General features: G+C 51.6%; 13 protein-coding genes and 3 pseudogenes. 10 read left to right on the top strand and 6 right to left on the bottom strand.

The genetic code is table 11. The features are described from left to right. Positions 1–10 precede the first annotated feature (10 nt). From urtB to urtE, 4 genes are read left to right on the top strand one after another with little or no spacing between them, the layout of a single operon-like run. Positions 11–1,588, top strand: coding sequence for an urea ABC transporter permease subunit UrtB (urtB, locus tag FDP13_RS05215; protein WP_143838922.1), 1,578 nt, complete (start codon positions 11–13; stop codon positions 1,586–1,588). Continuing rightward, positions 1,588–2,664, top strand: coding sequence for an urea ABC transporter permease subunit UrtC (urtC, locus tag FDP13_RS05210; RefSeq protein WP_143838921.1), 1,077 nt, complete (start codon positions 1,588–1,590; stop codon positions 2,662–2,664). Before urtB ends, urtC begins: the two co-directional genes overlap by 1 nt. Next, on the top strand, positions 2,657–3,448 hold the full coding sequence (gene urtD / locus FDP13_RS05205) for an urea ABC transporter ATP-binding protein UrtD (protein WP_143838920.1): 792 nt from the start codon (positions 2,657–2,659) through the stop codon (positions 3,446–3,448). The genes urtC and urtD overlap by 8 nt, the downstream gene beginning before the upstream one ends. Positions 3,449–3,450: 2 nt before the next feature. After that, the gene (gene urtE, locus FDP13_RS05200) at positions 3,451–4,149 is read left to right on the top strand and encodes an urea ABC transporter ATP-binding subunit UrtE (protein ID WP_012770421.1); all 699 of its coding nucleotides are present in this window, start codon (positions 3,451–3,453) and stop codon (positions 4,147–4,149) included. A gap of 196 nt (positions 4,150–4,345) precedes the next feature. Here the strand turns inward: urtE and FDP13_RS05195 are convergent, their stop codons facing one another. Continuing rightward, the gene (locus tag FDP13_RS05195; RefSeq protein WP_143838919.1) at positions 4,346–5,518 is read right to left on the bottom strand and encodes an NAD(P)-dependent alcohol dehydrogenase; all 1,173 of its coding nucleotides are present in this window, start codon (positions 5,516–5,518) and stop codon (positions 4,346–4,348) included. 1,403 nt (positions 5,519–6,921) lie between these two features. Between FDP13_RS05195 and FDP13_RS05180 the strand changes: the two genes are divergently transcribed. From FDP13_RS05180 to FDP13_RS05160, 6 genes and pseudogenes are all read left to right on the top strand, one after another. Further along, positions 6,922–7,935, top strand: a complete 1,014-nt coding sequence (locus FDP13_RS05180; RefSeq protein WP_370512551.1) for an alpha/beta hydrolase — start codon at positions 6,922–6,924, stop codon at positions 7,933–7,935. Positions 7,936–7,960: 25 nt separating this feature from the next. Further along, on the top strand, positions 7,961–8,728 hold the full coding sequence (locus FDP13_RS05175; RefSeq protein WP_143838917.1) for a glucose 1-dehydrogenase: 768 nt from the start codon (positions 7,961–7,963) through the stop codon (positions 8,726–8,728). Between the two features lie 101 nt (positions 8,729–8,829). Next, positions 8,830–9,243 (top strand): annotated as a pseudogene (locus tag FDP13_RS05170) (SMP-30/gluconolactonase/LRE family protein); the annotation flags it as partial. Positions 9,244–9,292: 49 nt separating this feature from the next. Continuing rightward, positions 9,293–9,442, top strand: a pseudogene (locus tag FDP13_RS21630) (RomA family MBL fold metallo-hydrolase); the annotation flags it as partial. A gap of 21 nt (positions 9,443–9,463) precedes the next feature. Continuing rightward, positions 9,464–9,834 (top strand): annotated as a pseudogene (locus FDP13_RS21625) (transposase); the annotation flags it as partial. Between the two features lie 576 nt (positions 9,835–10,410). Continuing rightward, on the top strand, positions 10,411–11,019 hold the full coding sequence (locus FDP13_RS05160; RefSeq protein ID WP_033576310.1) for a LysE family translocator: 609 nt from the start codon (positions 10,411–10,413) through the stop codon (positions 11,017–11,019). A gap of 182 nt (positions 11,020–11,201) precedes the next feature. Here the strand turns inward: FDP13_RS05160 and FDP13_RS05155 are convergent, their stop codons facing one another. The 5 genes from FDP13_RS05155 to FDP13_RS05135 form a co-directional block, all read right to left on the bottom strand. After that, positions 11,202–11,951, bottom strand: a complete 750-nt coding sequence (locus FDP13_RS05155) for a polyketide synthase (protein WP_143838915.1) — start codon at positions 11,949–11,951, stop codon at positions 11,202–11,204. A gap of 4 nt (positions 11,952–11,955) precedes the next feature. Further along, entirely contained in the window at positions 11,956–12,732 is a 777-nt protein-coding gene (locus FDP13_RS05150; protein WP_234424380.1) for an enoyl-CoA hydratase/isomerase, read from the bottom strand. A gap of 2 nt (positions 12,733–12,734) precedes the next feature. Beyond that, positions 12,735–13,997 (bottom strand): hydroxymethylglutaryl-CoA synthase family protein, encoded by a 1,263-nt coding sequence (locus FDP13_RS05145; RefSeq protein ID WP_033576307.1) that lies wholly within the window; start codon positions 13,995–13,997, stop codon positions 12,735–12,737. Between the two features lie 31 nt (positions 13,998–14,028). Then, the gene (locus FDP13_RS05140; RefSeq protein WP_143838913.1) at positions 14,029–15,285 is read right to left on the bottom strand and encodes a beta-ketoacyl synthase N-terminal-like domain-containing protein; all 1,257 of its coding nucleotides are present in this window, start codon (positions 15,283–15,285) and stop codon (positions 14,029–14,031) included. Positions 15,286–15,348: 63 nt separating this feature from the next. Beyond that, on the bottom strand, positions 15,349–15,600 hold the full coding sequence (locus FDP13_RS05135) for an acyl carrier protein (protein ID WP_033576305.1): 252 nt from the start codon (positions 15,598–15,600) through the stop codon (positions 15,349–15,351). Positions 15,601–15,725 lie beyond the last annotated feature (125 nt).

Raw genomic sequence — 15,725 nt, 5'->3', positions numbered from 1 at the left:
TACCGACACCATGAAACGATTCCCGGCTTTGGGCTTTCTCCTTTTTGTTAGCGGCTTGCTGATGACCGCAGCAGCACAGGCCGGGCCGGCCGCCGACTACGGCCAGGCCAGCCGCACCCAGCAGGCGCAGTTGCTTCAGCAGTGGTCGGCCGCACCGGAAGCATCGCGGTTGCCGTTATTGCAGGCGCTGAATGATGAATCCGTCGTGGCGGACCAGAATGGCCAACTGTTTACCGAACAGGACGGCAAACCGGTGCCGCTGGAAGGCGATGCCGCGCCAGGCGGCGCAACGAAAAAAGTGTTTATGAATAACCGCATTCGGGGATTGGTCGCCAGTGCGCTGGCGGCGCATCAACTGGTGAGCCAGGACGACGGCGTGCGGTTGCGGGCGGCGCTTCAGCTACAAAACAATGCTCAGGCCGAGCAACTGCCGTTTCTCACCCAGCGGTTGGCGGTGGAGCAAAACGAGCGCGTCCATACCGCTATCGCCATCACGGTGGCGAACTTACAACTTTCAGACAGCCGGGCCGAACGGCGTTTGCAGGCGGTAAAACGGCTTGGCGAAGCCAGCGATCCGCAGGTGCAGGCCAGCCTGATGCGGTTAACGCAGCCGCAAAATGAGCCGGATGCCGCCGTGCGCGCCGCCGCCGCCGCCAGCCTGAAGCAGGTGCAGCAGCGCCTGAGATGGGGGGACTGGCTGGGGCAGGCGTTTAGCGGTCTCTCGCTGGGGTCGATTCTGCTGCTGGCGGCGCTGGGGCTGGCGATAACCTACGGCCTGCTGGGTGTTATCAATATGGCTCACGGCGAAATGCTGATGCTCGGGGCGTACTCTACCTGGCTGGTACAGAATCTGTTTCAGCGTCTGTTGCCGGACTGGCTGGCGCTCTACCCGCTGGCGGCACTGCCGGTGGCGTTCTTTATCACCGCCGCGGTCGGGATGTTGCTCGAGCGCGCCATTATTCGCCATCTGTATGGCAGGCCGCTGGAAACCCTGCTCGCCACCTGGGGGATCAGCCTGATGCTGATTCAACTGGTGCGGGTGCTGTTCGGCACGCAGAACCTCGAAGTCGCCAACCCCGGCTGGCTCTCCGGCGGCTGGTCGGCGCTGCCCAATCTGGTGCTGCCGTATAACCGTATCGCGGTGATGATTTTTGTCGTCGGCGTTTTGATTTTGACCTGGCTATTGCTCAACAAAACCCGGCTGGGCATGAACGTGCGTGCCGTGACGCAAAACCGGCGGATGGCGGACTGCTGCGGCGTGCCGACCGGGCGCGTTGATATGCTGGCTTTCGGTTTAGGTTCCGGCATTGCCGGGTTGGGCGGGGTGGCGTTGTCGCAGTTGGGCAACGTCGGGCCGGAGTTAGGGCAGGGGTACATCATCGACTCCTTTCTGGTGGTGGTGACCGGCGGCGTAGGGCAACTGGCGGGTACGGTGGTCGCGGCGCTGGGGCTCGGCGTATTGAATAAAGTACTGGAGCCGCAAATGGGCGCCGTGCTGGGCAAAATCGCCATTTTGGTCTTGATCGTGCTGTTTATTCAGAAACGGCCGCAAGGGTTGTTTGCATTCAAAGGGCGGGTAATTGACTGATGAGCCAACCTATCACCGTAACAATGGCCCAACGCGCCCCGCGCCTGACCGGCTCGCTGGCATCGCTGATTTTGGCGGCGTTGGTCGTGCTGCCGTTTTGCGCCCTGTTGCCGGCAGAGAACCCGCTGGCTATCTCCACCTACACACTGACGTTGATAGGGAAAATCCTCTGCTATGCGGTTGTGGCGGTCGCGCTGGATTTTGTGTGGGGCTATGCGGGGTTATTATCGCTGGGGCACGGCCTGTTTTTCGCGCTCGGCGGCTATGCGATGGGCATGTATCTGATGCGTCAGGCCGCCGGCGACGGGCTACCGGCGTTTATGTCGTTCCTGTCGTGGACGGAATTACCGTGGTTCTGGACCGGGACACAGCATTTCGCCTGGGCGTTATGCCTGATCATACTGGTTCCCGGCCTGCTGGCGCTGCTGTTTGGTTACTTTGCCTTTCGCTCGCGTATCAAAGACGTCTATTTCTCTATTATGACCCAGGCGCTGACCTACGCCGGTATGCTGCTGTTTTTCCGTAACGAAACCGGCCTTGGCGGCAACAACGGCTTTACCGGTTTCACCACGTTGCTGGGTTTCCCGGTATCGGCCACTGCGACGCGCATTGGCCTGTTCATCGCCACCGTACTGTTGCTGGCGCTCTCACTGGTGAGCTGTATGTGGCTGACGCGCAGCAAGTTTGGTCGCGTACTCACCGCCGTGCGCGATGCGGAAAACCGGCTGATGTTCTGCGGATACGACCCAATGGGGTTCAAGCTGTTTGTCTGGACCTTATCGGCCGTGCTGTGCGGATTGGCCGGCGCGCTGTATGTGCCGCAGGTGGGGATTATCAACCCGAGCGAAATGTCGCCGACCAACTCCATCGAAGCGGCCATCTGGGTGGCACTCGGCGGGCGGGGTTCGCTGGTCGGGCCGATCCTCGGCGCGGGTATTGTTAACGGTGCCAAGAGCTGGTTTACCGTGGCATTTCCGGATTTCTGGCTCTTTTTCCTCGGGCTGATGTTTATTCTGGTCACGCTGTTCCTGCCGCGGGGTGTGATTGGCCTTCTCAAACGGAGGAAAGATGACTGATTTACTGTATACCCAGCCGCAGCGCCAGGACCGCTATCGCACCATCACCGATCCGGTATTGCAGCTTGAGAATATTAACGTCACGTTCGATGCGTTTCGCGCGCTGACGGATCTGTCGTTGTCGATCGGCGTCGGGGAACTGCGCTGCGTCATCGGGCCGAATGGGGCGGGTAAAACGACGTTGATGGATGTCATCACCGGTAAAACACGCCCGGACAGCGGCAAGGTGTTTTACGACCAGACTATCGATCTGGTGGGGATGTCATCGGTCGAGATCGCCCGCGCCGGAATTGGGCGTAAGTTTCAGAAACCGACCGTTTTTGAAGCGCTAAGCGTGATGGAAAACCTGGAAATCGCGCAGAAAATGGATAAATCGGTCTGGGCCAGCCTGAAGGCGAAACTGAGTGGCGAACAACGGGATCGCATTGACGAAGTACTGCAACTGCTCCGCTTGACGGAGCACCGTCATCGCCCATCGGGGTTGCTGTCCCATGGGCAAAAGCAGTTTCTGGAAATCGGCATGTTGCTGGTACAGGAACCCCACCTCCTGCTGCTCGACGAACCGGCTGCCGGGCTGACTGATGCGGAAACCGACTACATCGCCGAGCTGTTCCGCACGCTGGCGGGCACGCATTCGCTGATGGTGGTTGAACATGATATGGGGTTTGTGGAAACGATTGCCGATCACGTCACGGTTCTGCATCAGGGGCAAGTACTGGCGGAAGGTTCGTTGCGTGAAGTACAGGCGAATGAGCAGGTCATCGATGTTTATCTGGGGCGCTGAACATGTTGCAGGTTAATGAATTACATCAATATTACGGTGGCAGCCACATTTTGCGCGGCCTGTCGTTTGAAACGACGCCCGGTGAAATTACCTGCCTTCTGGGGCGTAACGGCGTAGGGAAAACCACGTTGCTGAAATGCCTGATGGGGATCATTCCGGCCAAATCCGGCACCCTTCACTGGCAAGGGAAACTGATCAATTCGAGCAAACCACACCAGCGGGTGCAGCAGGGCATTGCGTATGTACCGCAAGGCAGAGAGATTTTCCCGCGCCTGACCGTTGAGGAAAATTTGCTGATGGGGTTATCGCGTTTCCCGGGGAGCCAGGCGAAAAGCGTCCCCGAGGAGATCTACGCACTGTTTCCGGTGCTGCGGGAAATGAAACAGCGCCGCGGGGGAGATCTCTCCGGAGGGCAACAGCAGCAGCTTGCCATCGGGCGGGCGTTGGCCTGCAAACCACAACTGCTGATTCTGGACGAACCCACCGAAGGGATTCAACCGTCGGTGATTAAAGAAATCGGTACGGTGATTCGCAGCCTGGCGCGCCGCGGTGATATGGCGATTTTACTGGTGGAGCAGTTTTATGATTTTGCCGCCGAGCTGGCGGATCACTATCTGGTGATGTCGCGTGGCGCGATCATTCAACGCGGCCGCGGTGACGAGATGGAGCAGCAGGGCGTCAGGCAGTTGGTGGCGATTTAAACCATCACATAACGTCGCTTAATCTGAAGAATGCGCGTAACTGGCCGGGATAGCGCTAAATCCGGTATTACGCTCCAGAGCGGGGTTCACTGCGGCTTGTTATAACCGGGCATTTGTAATACCCGGTCTTTTGACCGGGTGAATATCTGTAGATATTTTAAAGAGATATTAAGAGGTGGGTGGTGATTATTTAAAATTATATTGTCGCTGTATCTATCACATAGCGATAACGCGCTTTCTTATTGAATACATTATCCCACGCCTCATTAATTTGATCCGCCTTGATAATCTGAATTTTGGGGTAAATTTTATTACTGGCACAGTAGTCAACGACTTCCTGTGTTTCTTTCATACCCCCAATCAGTGAGGCATTAAAATTCACTCTGGAGGCTGCAAGCCCAAGCGCGTTAAGTGTTAACTGAAAACCTTCCGGCATACCAACCTGAGTAAACGTGCCGTGCGGTTTAACGACCGCAGCATAGGCGGCGACATCGTACTGATAAGGGATAGTGGAAATCATATAATCCAGCATTCCCTGATACGGTTTGAGTTTGCTGAGGTCATCCACGACGATCACTTCTTTTGCGCCAAAGGACAAAATATCCTGGGCTTTTGATGCTGTGGTGGTGAAAGCGTAAACCTCAGCACCTTTGGATACGGCAAGCTTTATCGCCATGTGGCCCAGACCGCCGATACCCGCCACCCCAACTTTCATACCTTTTCCGACTTTCGCCTGCATCAGCGGGGAGTAAGTGGTAATACCGGCGCACAGCAGCGGTACAGCTTCTTCAAAACTAATATTTTCTGGAATATGCACAGCGAAATGGTCTCGCACGACGATATTCGTCGAATATCCCCCTTGAGAGATACCTGACGGTGAGTCTTTTTCCGGGAAACCGTAGGTGAAAATGGTGGCAGGGTGATATTGCTCAACGTTTTCCAGTGTTGCCAGTTGATGACGAGGCAGCGTGCTGTTAACCATGCAGCCAACCCCTGCGCGATCACCGACTTTAAAGCGAGTGACGTTTTTTCCTACCGCAGTGACCACACCGACTATTTCGTGTCCGGGAACTTGCGGGTACTTCTGTACTCCCCAGTGGCCTTTCATCTGATGGATGTCGGAATGACAGATACTGGAGTATTTCGTTTCTATCAGAATATCGTTATCACCTACTGGACGGCGTTCGAACGACCACGGTGCAAGCTTCCCTGAGGTATCAAAAGCAGCATAACCACGGGATTTAATATTCGGGTTGTTGCTGTCTGCGGCAAGCGCCCCTACCGGGCTACTCATCAGCAAGCCTGCACCAATCACGGCACCAGAACGAATGACAAAATCTCGGCGGCTTAGGTCTTTATTTTCGCTCATACTCGTTACTCCTACAGAATAGGGGACTTATACCCGTCATACTTCAAGTTGCAGGTGCGTTGGCTGCGTGACTCGGCCCATCAATGGGCCTCGCCCTTCGGGCCGCTGCAAGCAGCGTTCAAATCTGCTCCCGGCAGATTTGTCGTTCACCCGAATCACTTACCTGAGTAAGCTCATCGGGATGAAATGAGAGACATCCTGTCTCTCACCAGAGGCCAGCCTTTGGCTGGTCAAATTCGTTCCCGACGAATTTGTCTCTCTCTTGCCGCGTTACAAGGCTCTTAATGAGCCTTGCCCTGACGGGCCAACGCGTTGCGTTGTTCAACACGCGAGCGTGTTGTCCTGCAACTCGAATTATTTTGGGTATATATCGAAATGATAATGGCAGTCATATCGGAATAATGGCAGTCGGATAATTCGCCGTTAATACAGCAAGTCAGAGCTACAAAGGCATATTATCGGCCGGGCTACGCTATCGATATACAGAATCACCAAATTTCTTGCCTGATCCTCCAGAATGTATTGTTAGCCATAGTCCTGTGCGAACAAATGGATATACTGCGCGTACCCGTCATACTTCACGTTGCAGTCACCAGTAATTTATTAATATTACCTGTTTATTTCAAAAGATGAGTTTGTCGGATGTTTTTGCCCCATGGAAGCCAGCGCACGGCATACAGGAATGGTCTATTTGCCTCCGTTAACATTCCAGGCTGTGAATTACTCACGCTTGCCGCAATACCAAAAAGAATTTATACAGCGGCTTGAAAAATAAATTACTGTCACATTGATTCATTCATATTTTGATACTGAAGTGGGCTCATGCCTGTCAACTGTTCGATCCCTTCGCGGCGTACCGCGCAGAAGTCATCTTGGCTCGCTCCTTTACTACGCGTTTCGCTTTTCACTGTAGCCCATCTGCGACGGGTAAACCGACGGCGCCTGCAACGGTTTATAGGATTAGGCAAGTAAACCATAGAAATATGCTAATGGAGTTCAGGTCGAAACTTATACACTCTTTGCACATTCTGGCATCGGGCGACGTTCGAAGCCAGTGCACTGCTGCTCGCAGTCACTGCCGTTCTCTCTTACCTCGCGGGCCGATCGGCAGCTAAAGCGGCCGGAGAAGCAGACGTTCAAACGACAGCGGCTCCGGCATTGGGTGAATGAAATCAATCGTGTTGCGATTCACCGAAAGCCGGACATCGCCTGTCGTTCATCGAGAGCCCGCGTCGGGAGTCAGGAAGATACCTGGTGCCCGCCGCATGTCGTGACAAATATTCTCAAACGCGCCCTGTGAAGCGAGCACTATTTTACCCAACCCTGAAGGAGTACAAGCAATGACGCTTTTATCTTTTCCAAAGAGTTTATTCAAAGTTGCACTTATCGCAAGTGTGGTATCGATGGCTGGCGTACAATCAGTCGCGGCTAAGACCCAGGCATCGACGGCAGGCATGTCGACGAAATTGGTCAAGCAATGGGATAAGACTTTCCCCCGGAGCAACAAAGTCGATCACCAGAAGGTCACCTTCAAAAATCGCTACGGCATCACCCTGGCAGCCGACCTGTATCTACCGAAGAACCGTGATAATCAGAGATTGCCTGCGCTGGTGGTTAGCGGCCCATTCGGTGCGGTAAAGGAACAAGCATCGGGCTTGTATGCGCAAACGATGGCTGAGCACGGCTTCGTCACGCTGGCCTTCGATGCTTCCTATACCGGGGAGAGCAGTGGTGAGCCACGTAACGTCGCTTCACCGGACATCAACACGGAGGATTTCATGGCGGCGGTGGATTTTATCGGGCTGCAAGCCTACGTTGATCGTGAGCGTATCGGTGTGATCGGCATTTGCGGCATGGGCGGCATGGCTTTGAATGCCGTGGCGGCCGACAAGCGTGTCAAAGCCGTTGTCGCCAGCACCATGTATGACATGAGCCGCGTTATGTCCAAAGGATATAACGACAGCGTGACGCCTGAGCAACGGGCGCAGACGCTGGAGAAACTGAGCCGGCAGCGCTGGGAAGACGCCGCGCACAAAACGCCGGCCTACCAACCGGCCTTTAACCAGTTGAAGGGCGGTGAGGCGCAGTTTCTGGTCGATTACGCCGACTACTACATGACGCCACGCGGCTATCACAAGCGTGCGGTCAATTCCGGCAATTCCTGGACGGTCACCACGCCGCTGTCGTTTATGAACATGCCGATCCTGACTTACATCAAGGAGATTTCACCGCGTCCGATCCTGTTTGTTCACGGTGAAAAGGCTCACTCGCTCTACTTCGCTGAAACCGCCTATGAGGCCGCCGCGCAGCCGAAAGAACTCCTGATCGTCAAAGGGGCTAGCCACGTTGATCTGTATGATCGCATGGACAAAATCCCCTTTGACGCGATGACGACGTTCTTCAATAAATACCTGTAATACCGATAAATTCGGGGGAGTGTATATGGATATTACCTACGATTTCAAAGGGCAGGTCGCCCTGGTTACCGGCGCTGCGATGGGAATGGGGCTCGCCACTGCACGTGCATTCGCACGAAGCGGCGCGCGCGTAGTGTTGGCGGATAGCAATGGCGAACTCGCCGCTCAACATGCTCGCGCCCTCGTGGCTGAGGGGGCGAGCGCTTTGGGCGTGGCTTGCGACGTGACTGACGAAGCCCAGATCGCTGCGACCGTGGATCGCGTCATCGCCGAATACGGGCAGTTGGACATGGCCTTCAACAATGCCGGCATCCAGGTGCCGCCGTGCAACGCAGCCGAGGAACCCGCCGAGGCGTTCCAGCAGGTTGTGGCCGTCAACCAGTTTGGCGTGTGGGCAAGCATGAAACATGAGCTCCGGGTCATGCGTTCCCGAGGAACCGGGGCAATTGTTAATAATTCATCGCTGGGCGGTCTGGTGGGGCTACCTGGTCGAGCGTCCTATCACGGCACCAAACATGCCGTGCTGGGTATGACCAAGAGTGCGGCAATGGAGTATGCAGCGCTTGGCATACGCATCAACGCGATATGTCCAGGCACCATCGACACACCGATGGTGCAGGCGATGCTTAGCGAGCAACCCGATGCGATGGCGGCGATCCTAAAGGAACAACCCATCGGGCGATTGGGACGGGATGATGAGATCGCCGCTACGGTATTGTGGCTGTGCAGCTCTGCGGCAAGCTTTGTGATTGGCGTCGGCCTGCCCGTGGACGGCGGTTTCACCGCCCATTAAACGCACCGATATGTGATGGCAGCCCATCAATAGGCTAGATGGCGCTGCCTTTTCGAACACAATTATCAATAACGGATACCTTCTCACTTATGGAATAGGGTAGGGGCACGGCGACGGAGCCAAAGGGCGGCGTGTATTACGTCACACCTGATTTCGCCACGATCAGACCGGTTTTGCCGAACCTATCAATGACAAATGGTCTTGCCCTCAGCCCCGACGGCAAGACCCTGTGGGCCACCGAATTCGGTCGCAACCTCTTGCATCGTGTCGAATTGACCGACCCGATGACAATCGCACCCATCGGCTCTGCCGTTCCCTACCGATTTACCGGGCCAGCACCGGATTCGATGCGAATGGATGCAGATGGCAATGTCTACGTGGCGATTTATGGTCAAGGCCGGAGTATGGTTTTCAACCGTAACGGAATTCCTATCGGGCAAATTCTGTTGCCCGGGAGAGACAACGGGCGCAACCTGCACTCAACCAGTCTGGCGATACGGCCTGGTACACTATGACCATCTGGACTACCCCACCGTTCTGGCGCTTCGAAGTAAAGTCAAACGCGTGGTCGTTGGCCTTGGTGTTGGAGCACACTTCAAGCGTTGGGGCTACGCTGTTGACCAGATTCATGAAGCTGACTGGAATGACATCGTCAAGGAATCTCCTGAGGTGGATATCCACGTCGTTCCGGCCCGACATTTTTCCGGTCATACTCTGACGCGGAACCCGTCACTCTGGGTTGGTTTTGCGCTGGATGGCAGTAACGTTCGCGCCCTGAAAGCGGCCGCCGGTGCGAAAAAAAACATCCCGATGAACGCGAGGACAATGGGCTGGGTCGCTCTCGCGGCGGCTTTGGCACCAGAATCCATCTGGCGACAGATGGTACAGGATGACCGCTGAGTTTTTGTCTGAGCGGCGGACAAGCCCACGAAAGCCGGTATGCGGAAACGTTGCTTAACCGGGTCGGGATTATCCGAAAAAGTGGGCATCTGAAATCGCGTCCGAAAGCGGTACTGGCGGATAAGGGTTATCCAAGTGGAAATATTCGCATTTATTTGAAAGTAAAAGGAATAAAAACAGTTATTCCTTTTAAATCGAATGAGAAGGCCAGTTTGAGGAAATCTTGCTTGTATTGGCGTACTTTTTTCCATATAAAGTAGAATAGGGGTATTAATAGTAAGCAGAGCATTTGCGATAGCATCCAATGCCTCGACTTATTGGTTTGGGTTATCAAAATCCCGTTTGGTTCATGTTAATTTCGACACGCCTGATAATCTGGTAAGGTTATTATAAGAAATATTGAGGATATATCGGTTGTACTTTTCATGATTGATACTCTGATTTTATCAATTTCTTTTCTATGCAAGTTATAGTAAGCGCGTGATAAGGTTCTGGATTATCTTATACGGTGAGGCTGATGCCTTGCATTATTTGTCTCGATAATGTGTTGCTCTGCAATTCACGGTATTATTCTTTTCTTTTTTTTATGTTTAGATATATTTTTATTGATAGTGATTTCGAGGGGGAATTATCAATAAAAATAAATTATCAGACGGAAGAATTAAGCGATGGATTGAGATGAAAATAGGGTTTTTTATTTTAAGAGGGGAGATATATCATAATGTTAGAATAAGGGTAATATCAGGCTTGGCGTTACTGGCCTTAATCAAGGAGGTGTCAAAATGATTCATGGAATTGAATACGTAAAAATCACGTCATACATCGCACTGTTTCTCAGTATGCCGGGACCAACTAATACATTGCTTCTTTGCTCTGGTTATACTCAAGGTTTTGTTAAAAGTATAAAATTGACTTTATCAGAATGGCTTGGATATCTATTGGCTGTCACTGCATGGGGATTGTTGTTTAACTATTTGGCACAACATGGAAACTCGGTACTAAACGTCATGAAGATATTATCGGCATGTTATGTCGTGTATTTAGCGGTGAAAGTGTGGAGGTTTTCTCTTCATCAAACCAGTGAGAAGATCACTCTCAGCACGGTTTTTATCACGACCTTACTCAACCCCAAGGCCTTTTTCTTCGCTGACTCCATCATCCCTCCATCAGCCTTCATAGATCAAGACAGCTATATGAAGGCGATGCTTTGCCTGTTTTTGGCATTGTTACCCATATCATGCATGTGGATTTACTCCGGCACGTTGATTAATCTTAGCCAAACCTCAAGCCAGTCCAGACTAAAACCAACGGTGTTTTATCGTGGCGCTTCACTCGTTATCTCACTTTTTGCTGCGTCGATGTTTTATAAATCAGTATCTATTATGCTTTAGTAAAAAGATTGTCTTGTTACCGTAATCCTGATATTGAGGTTTTATTGCGCTTTTCTTCACTGCGAATAGCCAGGATATACGCAAATTTATTGTGTGCTGATTGCGATAGTTGTAAAAAACGATTTTTTCATCAACGTTCTGATATTCAGTACGTCCGCACTTTTTTGGTGTACTGAATTATCTTAATTGCTGAATAGCCTGGATATGTTTTGTCTGACCTCCGGTTGAAAAAAGGTTTTTTCATGCATGATGACTTCCTGTGCCGTGTACTCAGGTAACTTACTCCTAAGGTGCTGAGTCAGATGAGCCTTTAACGTGACAAGTGATGTTCGTGGTTTTTTGACCAGATCTCTGGCTCTGGACAATGCGGCCTCTACAACGTGTTCCCTTGGGTAAACCGGAAAGGGAATTCCTCGCTGCCTTAGCTCTTCACCTCGATAATTATTACCCAACATCAATATCTCTTGTCCCAGAGCCAATCCTAATTTTTCGGGTACGATAAGTGTTCCTCCCATACCGGGAGTAAAGCCGTATTTCATGAAATTGGCGGTATAAATGCTTTCCTGACTCATAATGACAAAGTCGGCAAACAGCCCCATCACCAAGCCACCTCCGACCGCGTGCCCTTGCATAGCGGAAATAACGGGGATCGGACATTCCAGAGGTAAGCTATAAATATTGGTATCAGTAAATTTTCCTTTTCCCTCTTGTAACGCGAACAGGTCTTCCTGTGTTCCCCCTGTAGCAAAATAGCTGTCGTAACCTGTCAGGATGACTGCTTTATAGTGGTCTGATGTTTCAATATGCTTAAATACCTGGATTAGCTCGTGGACCAATGCTCGGGAGAATGTATTTTTGTGGATTTTGTCCTGCATTTTTATATACACAATCCCCGGTTCTATTTCTTGAAAATCAACAACATTTGTGGCCATTGCTTTATTCCTCCCAAGGATATTTCCCCGTTTGGATATAACGGGATATTTTATTGATATTCTCTTGATCGGAAAAAATTTCCACATTCAAGGCGAGAGCTGCCGGTTTCTGATCGCGAGTGAGAGTAACCAGCTCACTCATGTATGATTTGTAACGTGTAATGGCACGCTTCGATAAACAGTTAAGTCGTTGTATGTGTTTTTTGAGGATCAGGTCGCTGTCGTTACCATAATCGTCGACTAAACCCCAGCGGTAAGCTTGCTCTGCTGACACCGGTTTTGTCATTAGCGTCATGTAATGCGCTTTTTGTTTTCCTATTTTGTGCACCAGAAAAGGAAGTACACAGGCCGGCAGCAAACCGAACAACATTTCAGATAAACTGAACAGGGCCCGGGTGTCCGCAATAACGATATCGCTGGCGGCAACGAAACCGATTCCTCCTGCGTTGGCTTTGCCTCTGACATGGGCGATGCTGATATAAGGCCCGCTCATCATATCCTGCCAGACGTCATACAATATCTCTGGGTCCTGAGGGCGACCATCACTGCTATTTCCAGCAATGTTGCCTTGTTCTATGGCGTGTAAATCGGCACCAAAGCAAAAGACTTCAGGTAATCCTTCAACGACTAATATGTTGATGCTATCGCGGTATTGCCGGATAACTTCCCGGCACTCTATCGCAAAGTTTTCATTAATGGTGTTATTGGCTTCAGGTCGATGTATCTGCAGGTATAGCACCGGACCTTCCTGCCTCAAGCGAATTGTTTGGTAAAATGCCATGGTCAGACCCACTCATATTCACGGTGAAATTCATTGATTCGGCTTAGTACGAGATGACGGGTGTTCTGAGGGCCTGAATGGATTTGAGGAAAAAGACTCAGATCCAGCATGACGTTTTTAGTACCGAAGCGGACTCCATGGTTGCCGTAAAGCAACGCATCATATTCACCCATTGTGAGTTCACGACGTCTGTCAAGATGAGCGCCAATGTCCATTTGCCTGACACGACGACAGCCTTCAGGTGTCACGACACCGCTGAAAAACTCTGAGCAGCATCCTGAACCGTAGGAAAAGCATCCAATCCGTTGTGGTGACTGAATATCCGCATTGGATAAGGTACTGAGTAGAGAAAGGGCTAATGTTGCCCCCATGATATTGCCTACGCGTTGACAATAATTCAGGCCGGGAGCCACGCGACGGTTAAAATCGGCTTCCGTATCCTGCGGCGTGGCGCGTACCATTTTACGCATCATGTTGCGGTGAGCGCCTTTGACCATTCCGCCAAAAGGCGTATGAAACGCCAGATAACCAAATGTATTGACATAATCAATGCCGGCAACGCGTTTTTCGTACTCCAGATAGGCTTTTTCACAACATTCCAGATAAGCCAGTAATGACAGGTCGGAATCACCGGTTTCTTGATCCGGGACTGGCCTACAGGTATCCATGACTTCATAACCGTAATAGCCGTTTGCCCCCGCGTCGATCTGAAAAACGTGAGGGGTGTCGCTGACCAGCATGGCAACAGCGCCGGAGCCGCCGCTTGGCTCGGCAAAAGACCAGTCCTGACTGGTATGGTCGCTATTTTCTTCTTCCAGAATGAATCGCGTCATATCGGTGGCAATAACCAACGCTTTACTGCCGGGAGATGTCTGAGAGAGGATGGTATTGATAGCCATTTGCAAACCGGCGACGCCGGAGTAACAGGCTGTTTTCAGTTCGAACAATCGACAGTTTCGCTTTAGCCCCAGATAGTGGTGAACATAGGTACTGATTGACTTGCCGAAGTCGATTCCCGATTCTGTACAGGTGATCAACAACTCAATACTGTTTTTTTCCTGCTCACTTAGCGCATCCAGGATGGGTTTCGCTGCATTGACGGCAAAGCTGACAGGATCTTCACAAGGCAAACTCACCGTTTTTTGCTTCATCAAGAGATTGTCAAAACGTGACATATCCAGCCGGCGGTGCTGCGCCAGCTCTCTGACATTAATGTAGCTTGTACCACAAAACGCGTTTATCGCTTCAATTCCAACGGAAATCATAAGGTCCCTCTTACGCTAAATTAGGTAAACGCTATTGGTTGACGTGCTCCCAAACAACACAGGTATTAATGCCGCCGAAACCGAAGGCGTTGTTCAACGCGATGTTGATATCCTGGCGTTGAGCATGTTGCCCGACAAAACGGCATTCACTGTTGATGGGGGTTTCCAGGTTCAGATTGGGATGGAGAAAGTGTTCTCTCATTTGAACTAATGTGGCTACCGCTTCTACCGCGGCGGCGGCATACAGGCAGTGCCCCGTGAGGCTTTTGGTTGAGTTAAGCCAAATCTGGCGATGATAAGGGCCAAAAACGCGTTTGATGGCGGCGATTTCAGTTTCATCTCCCATCAGTGAACTGGTGCCATGCGTATTGATATAGTCGACAGAATCATAGGCACAACCCGCAGCCTGCAATGCCTGAGCCATTACCCTGGATTCGCCTTCACAACTTGGATTGCTACCTCGATTGGCATCCAGACAGATACTGCCGCCGAGGATGCGTCCCCAAATTGGTGCATGGCGTTTACGCGCGCTTTGTTCATTTTCCAGCAGCAGACAGGCACACCCCTGACCGTAAACAAACCCTTTTCGTTGTTGGTCAAAGGGGCGACAGAGCTGTGTTGGATCACCCGAATCGCTTTCGGCCAGCAAAGCGCCGCTGTTTTTGAATGCCTGTACCTCCGGGGGCGCTAAATCCGCCATTGCTCCAACGACCAGACAAGACTGAGTGATTCCCGATGCGACTTGTCGGTATGCCTGGATAATGCCGGCGTTTCCGCTGGCCGACGCGCCGCCAACGGTGCAGCCTTCTCCTCGGATAGTGAAGAGCTCGCTGAGCAAACCTAACTGGTTGGTGTCCATGAAGTACAGTGCGTAGCTGGCAGGAACAAACTCAGGCTGGTCGGTGAAGGATTGCCGGATTTGATACTGATATTTTTGCTCGATGTTATGTCCGGCAATGATGATGCCTCTTTGCTCTGGCGGGTAAGGACATTCGTCGGCAAAGGCTGCATACCAGGCTTCCAGCGCCGTAGTGAGCGATACCTGGGCGCTCAGTGGTACTCTGGCACCCAGGCGTAAAGCATCGTTTAGCGTTTCCTGAGTGAGCGATAAAGACGCTAATGCGGCTTTATAGTTGTAATCAGACAGGCTTGCCTTAATTTCTGGGTATTCGCCGACATGCCTGCTGATTCCACTGATACCTGTTTTCAATGATTGGGTAAAAGCGGGTATTCCGATTCCATTCGCAGCGGCTATGCCTAAGCCGGTCACAACGACATTGTGCATCATACGCATCCTGCTTTGATTCACTGAAAGACCATCTTCGCCAGAAGATCTGCATAGTTTGGATGGCTACTGCGCTTTAGCGTGCAAGAAGTCTACTAATTCTCCGATGTTTTTGAGATCGCCGGCTTCATGAAGAGGGAATAGGAGATCGAGGGTTTCCATACTGGAGAGCAGAATATCCGCCCGGTCAATTGAATTGGCCCCCAAGTCCTTCATGCTCCGCTCCGGCGTAATGGTACTGGTATCCAGATAGGGGAGGATGCCCAGTAAGTTATGCACGATAATATTGAAAATATCTTCCTTACTCTTATGGCTCATGTGGTGCTCCTTACTTGTGCATGACTGACTTAAATAAAAATAACTACAGATAGAAAAACTTATCTAAAAATAAAATGACTATTACCAAAATAAAATTATCGACGAGTAATGAAACACAAAAGCTT

Source organism: Dickeya sp. ws52 (assembly GCF_007210685.1).
GTDB lineage: Bacteria > Pseudomonadota > Gammaproteobacteria > Enterobacterales > Enterobacteriaceae > Dickeya > Dickeya chrysanthemi.
Note: the sequence above shows the minus strand (reverse complement) of the source record. Positions and strands in the feature narration are given on the sequence as shown.

Bases quoted from the DNA above. Each gene is read 5' to 3' on its own strand.
- urtE (WP_012770421.1), top strand. From the start codon at position 3,451: ATGTTGCAGGTTAATGAATTACATCAATATTACGGTGGCAGCCACATT.
- urtD (WP_143838920.1), top strand. From the start codon at position 2,657: ATGACTGATTTACTGTATACCCAGCCGCAGCGCCAGGACCGCTATCGC.
- FDP13_RS05180 (WP_370512551.1), top strand. From the start codon at position 6,922: ATGGCTGGCGTACAATCAGTCGCGGCTAAGACCCAGGCATCGACGGCA.
- FDP13_RS05145 (WP_033576307.1), bottom strand. From the start codon at position 13,997: ATGATTTCCGTTGGAATTGAAGCGATAAACGCGTTTTGTGGTACAAGC.
- FDP13_RS05160 (WP_033576310.1), top strand. From the start codon at position 10,411: ATGATTCATGGAATTGAATACGTAAAAATCACGTCATACATCGCACTG.
- FDP13_RS05175 (WP_143838917.1), top strand. From the start codon at position 7,961: ATGGATATTACCTACGATTTCAAAGGGCAGGTCGCCCTGGTTACCGGC.
- FDP13_RS05135 (WP_033576305.1), bottom strand. From the start codon at position 15,600: ATGAGCCATAAGAGTAAGGAAGATATTTTCAATATTATCGTGCATAAC.
- FDP13_RS05195 (WP_143838919.1), bottom strand. From the start codon at position 5,518: ATGAGCGAAAATAAAGACCTAAGCCGCCGAGATTTTGTCATTCGTTCT.
- FDP13_RS05155 (WP_143838915.1), bottom strand. From the start codon at position 11,951: ATGGCCACAAATGTTGTTGATTTTCAAGAAATAGAACCGGGGATTGTG.
- urtC (WP_143838921.1), top strand. From the start codon at position 1,588: ATGAGCCAACCTATCACCGTAACAATGGCCCAACGCGCCCCGCGCCTG.
- FDP13_RS05140 (WP_143838913.1), bottom strand. From the start codon at position 15,285: ATGATGCACAATGTCGTTGTGACCGGCTTAGGCATAGCCGCTGCGAAT.
- FDP13_RS05150 (WP_234424380.1), bottom strand. From the start codon at position 12,732: ATGGCATTTTACCAAACAATTCGCTTGAGGCAGGAAGGTCCGGTGCTA.
- urtB (WP_143838922.1), top strand. From the start codon at position 11: ATGAAACGATTCCCGGCTTTGGGCTTTCTCCTTTTTGTTAGCGGCTTG.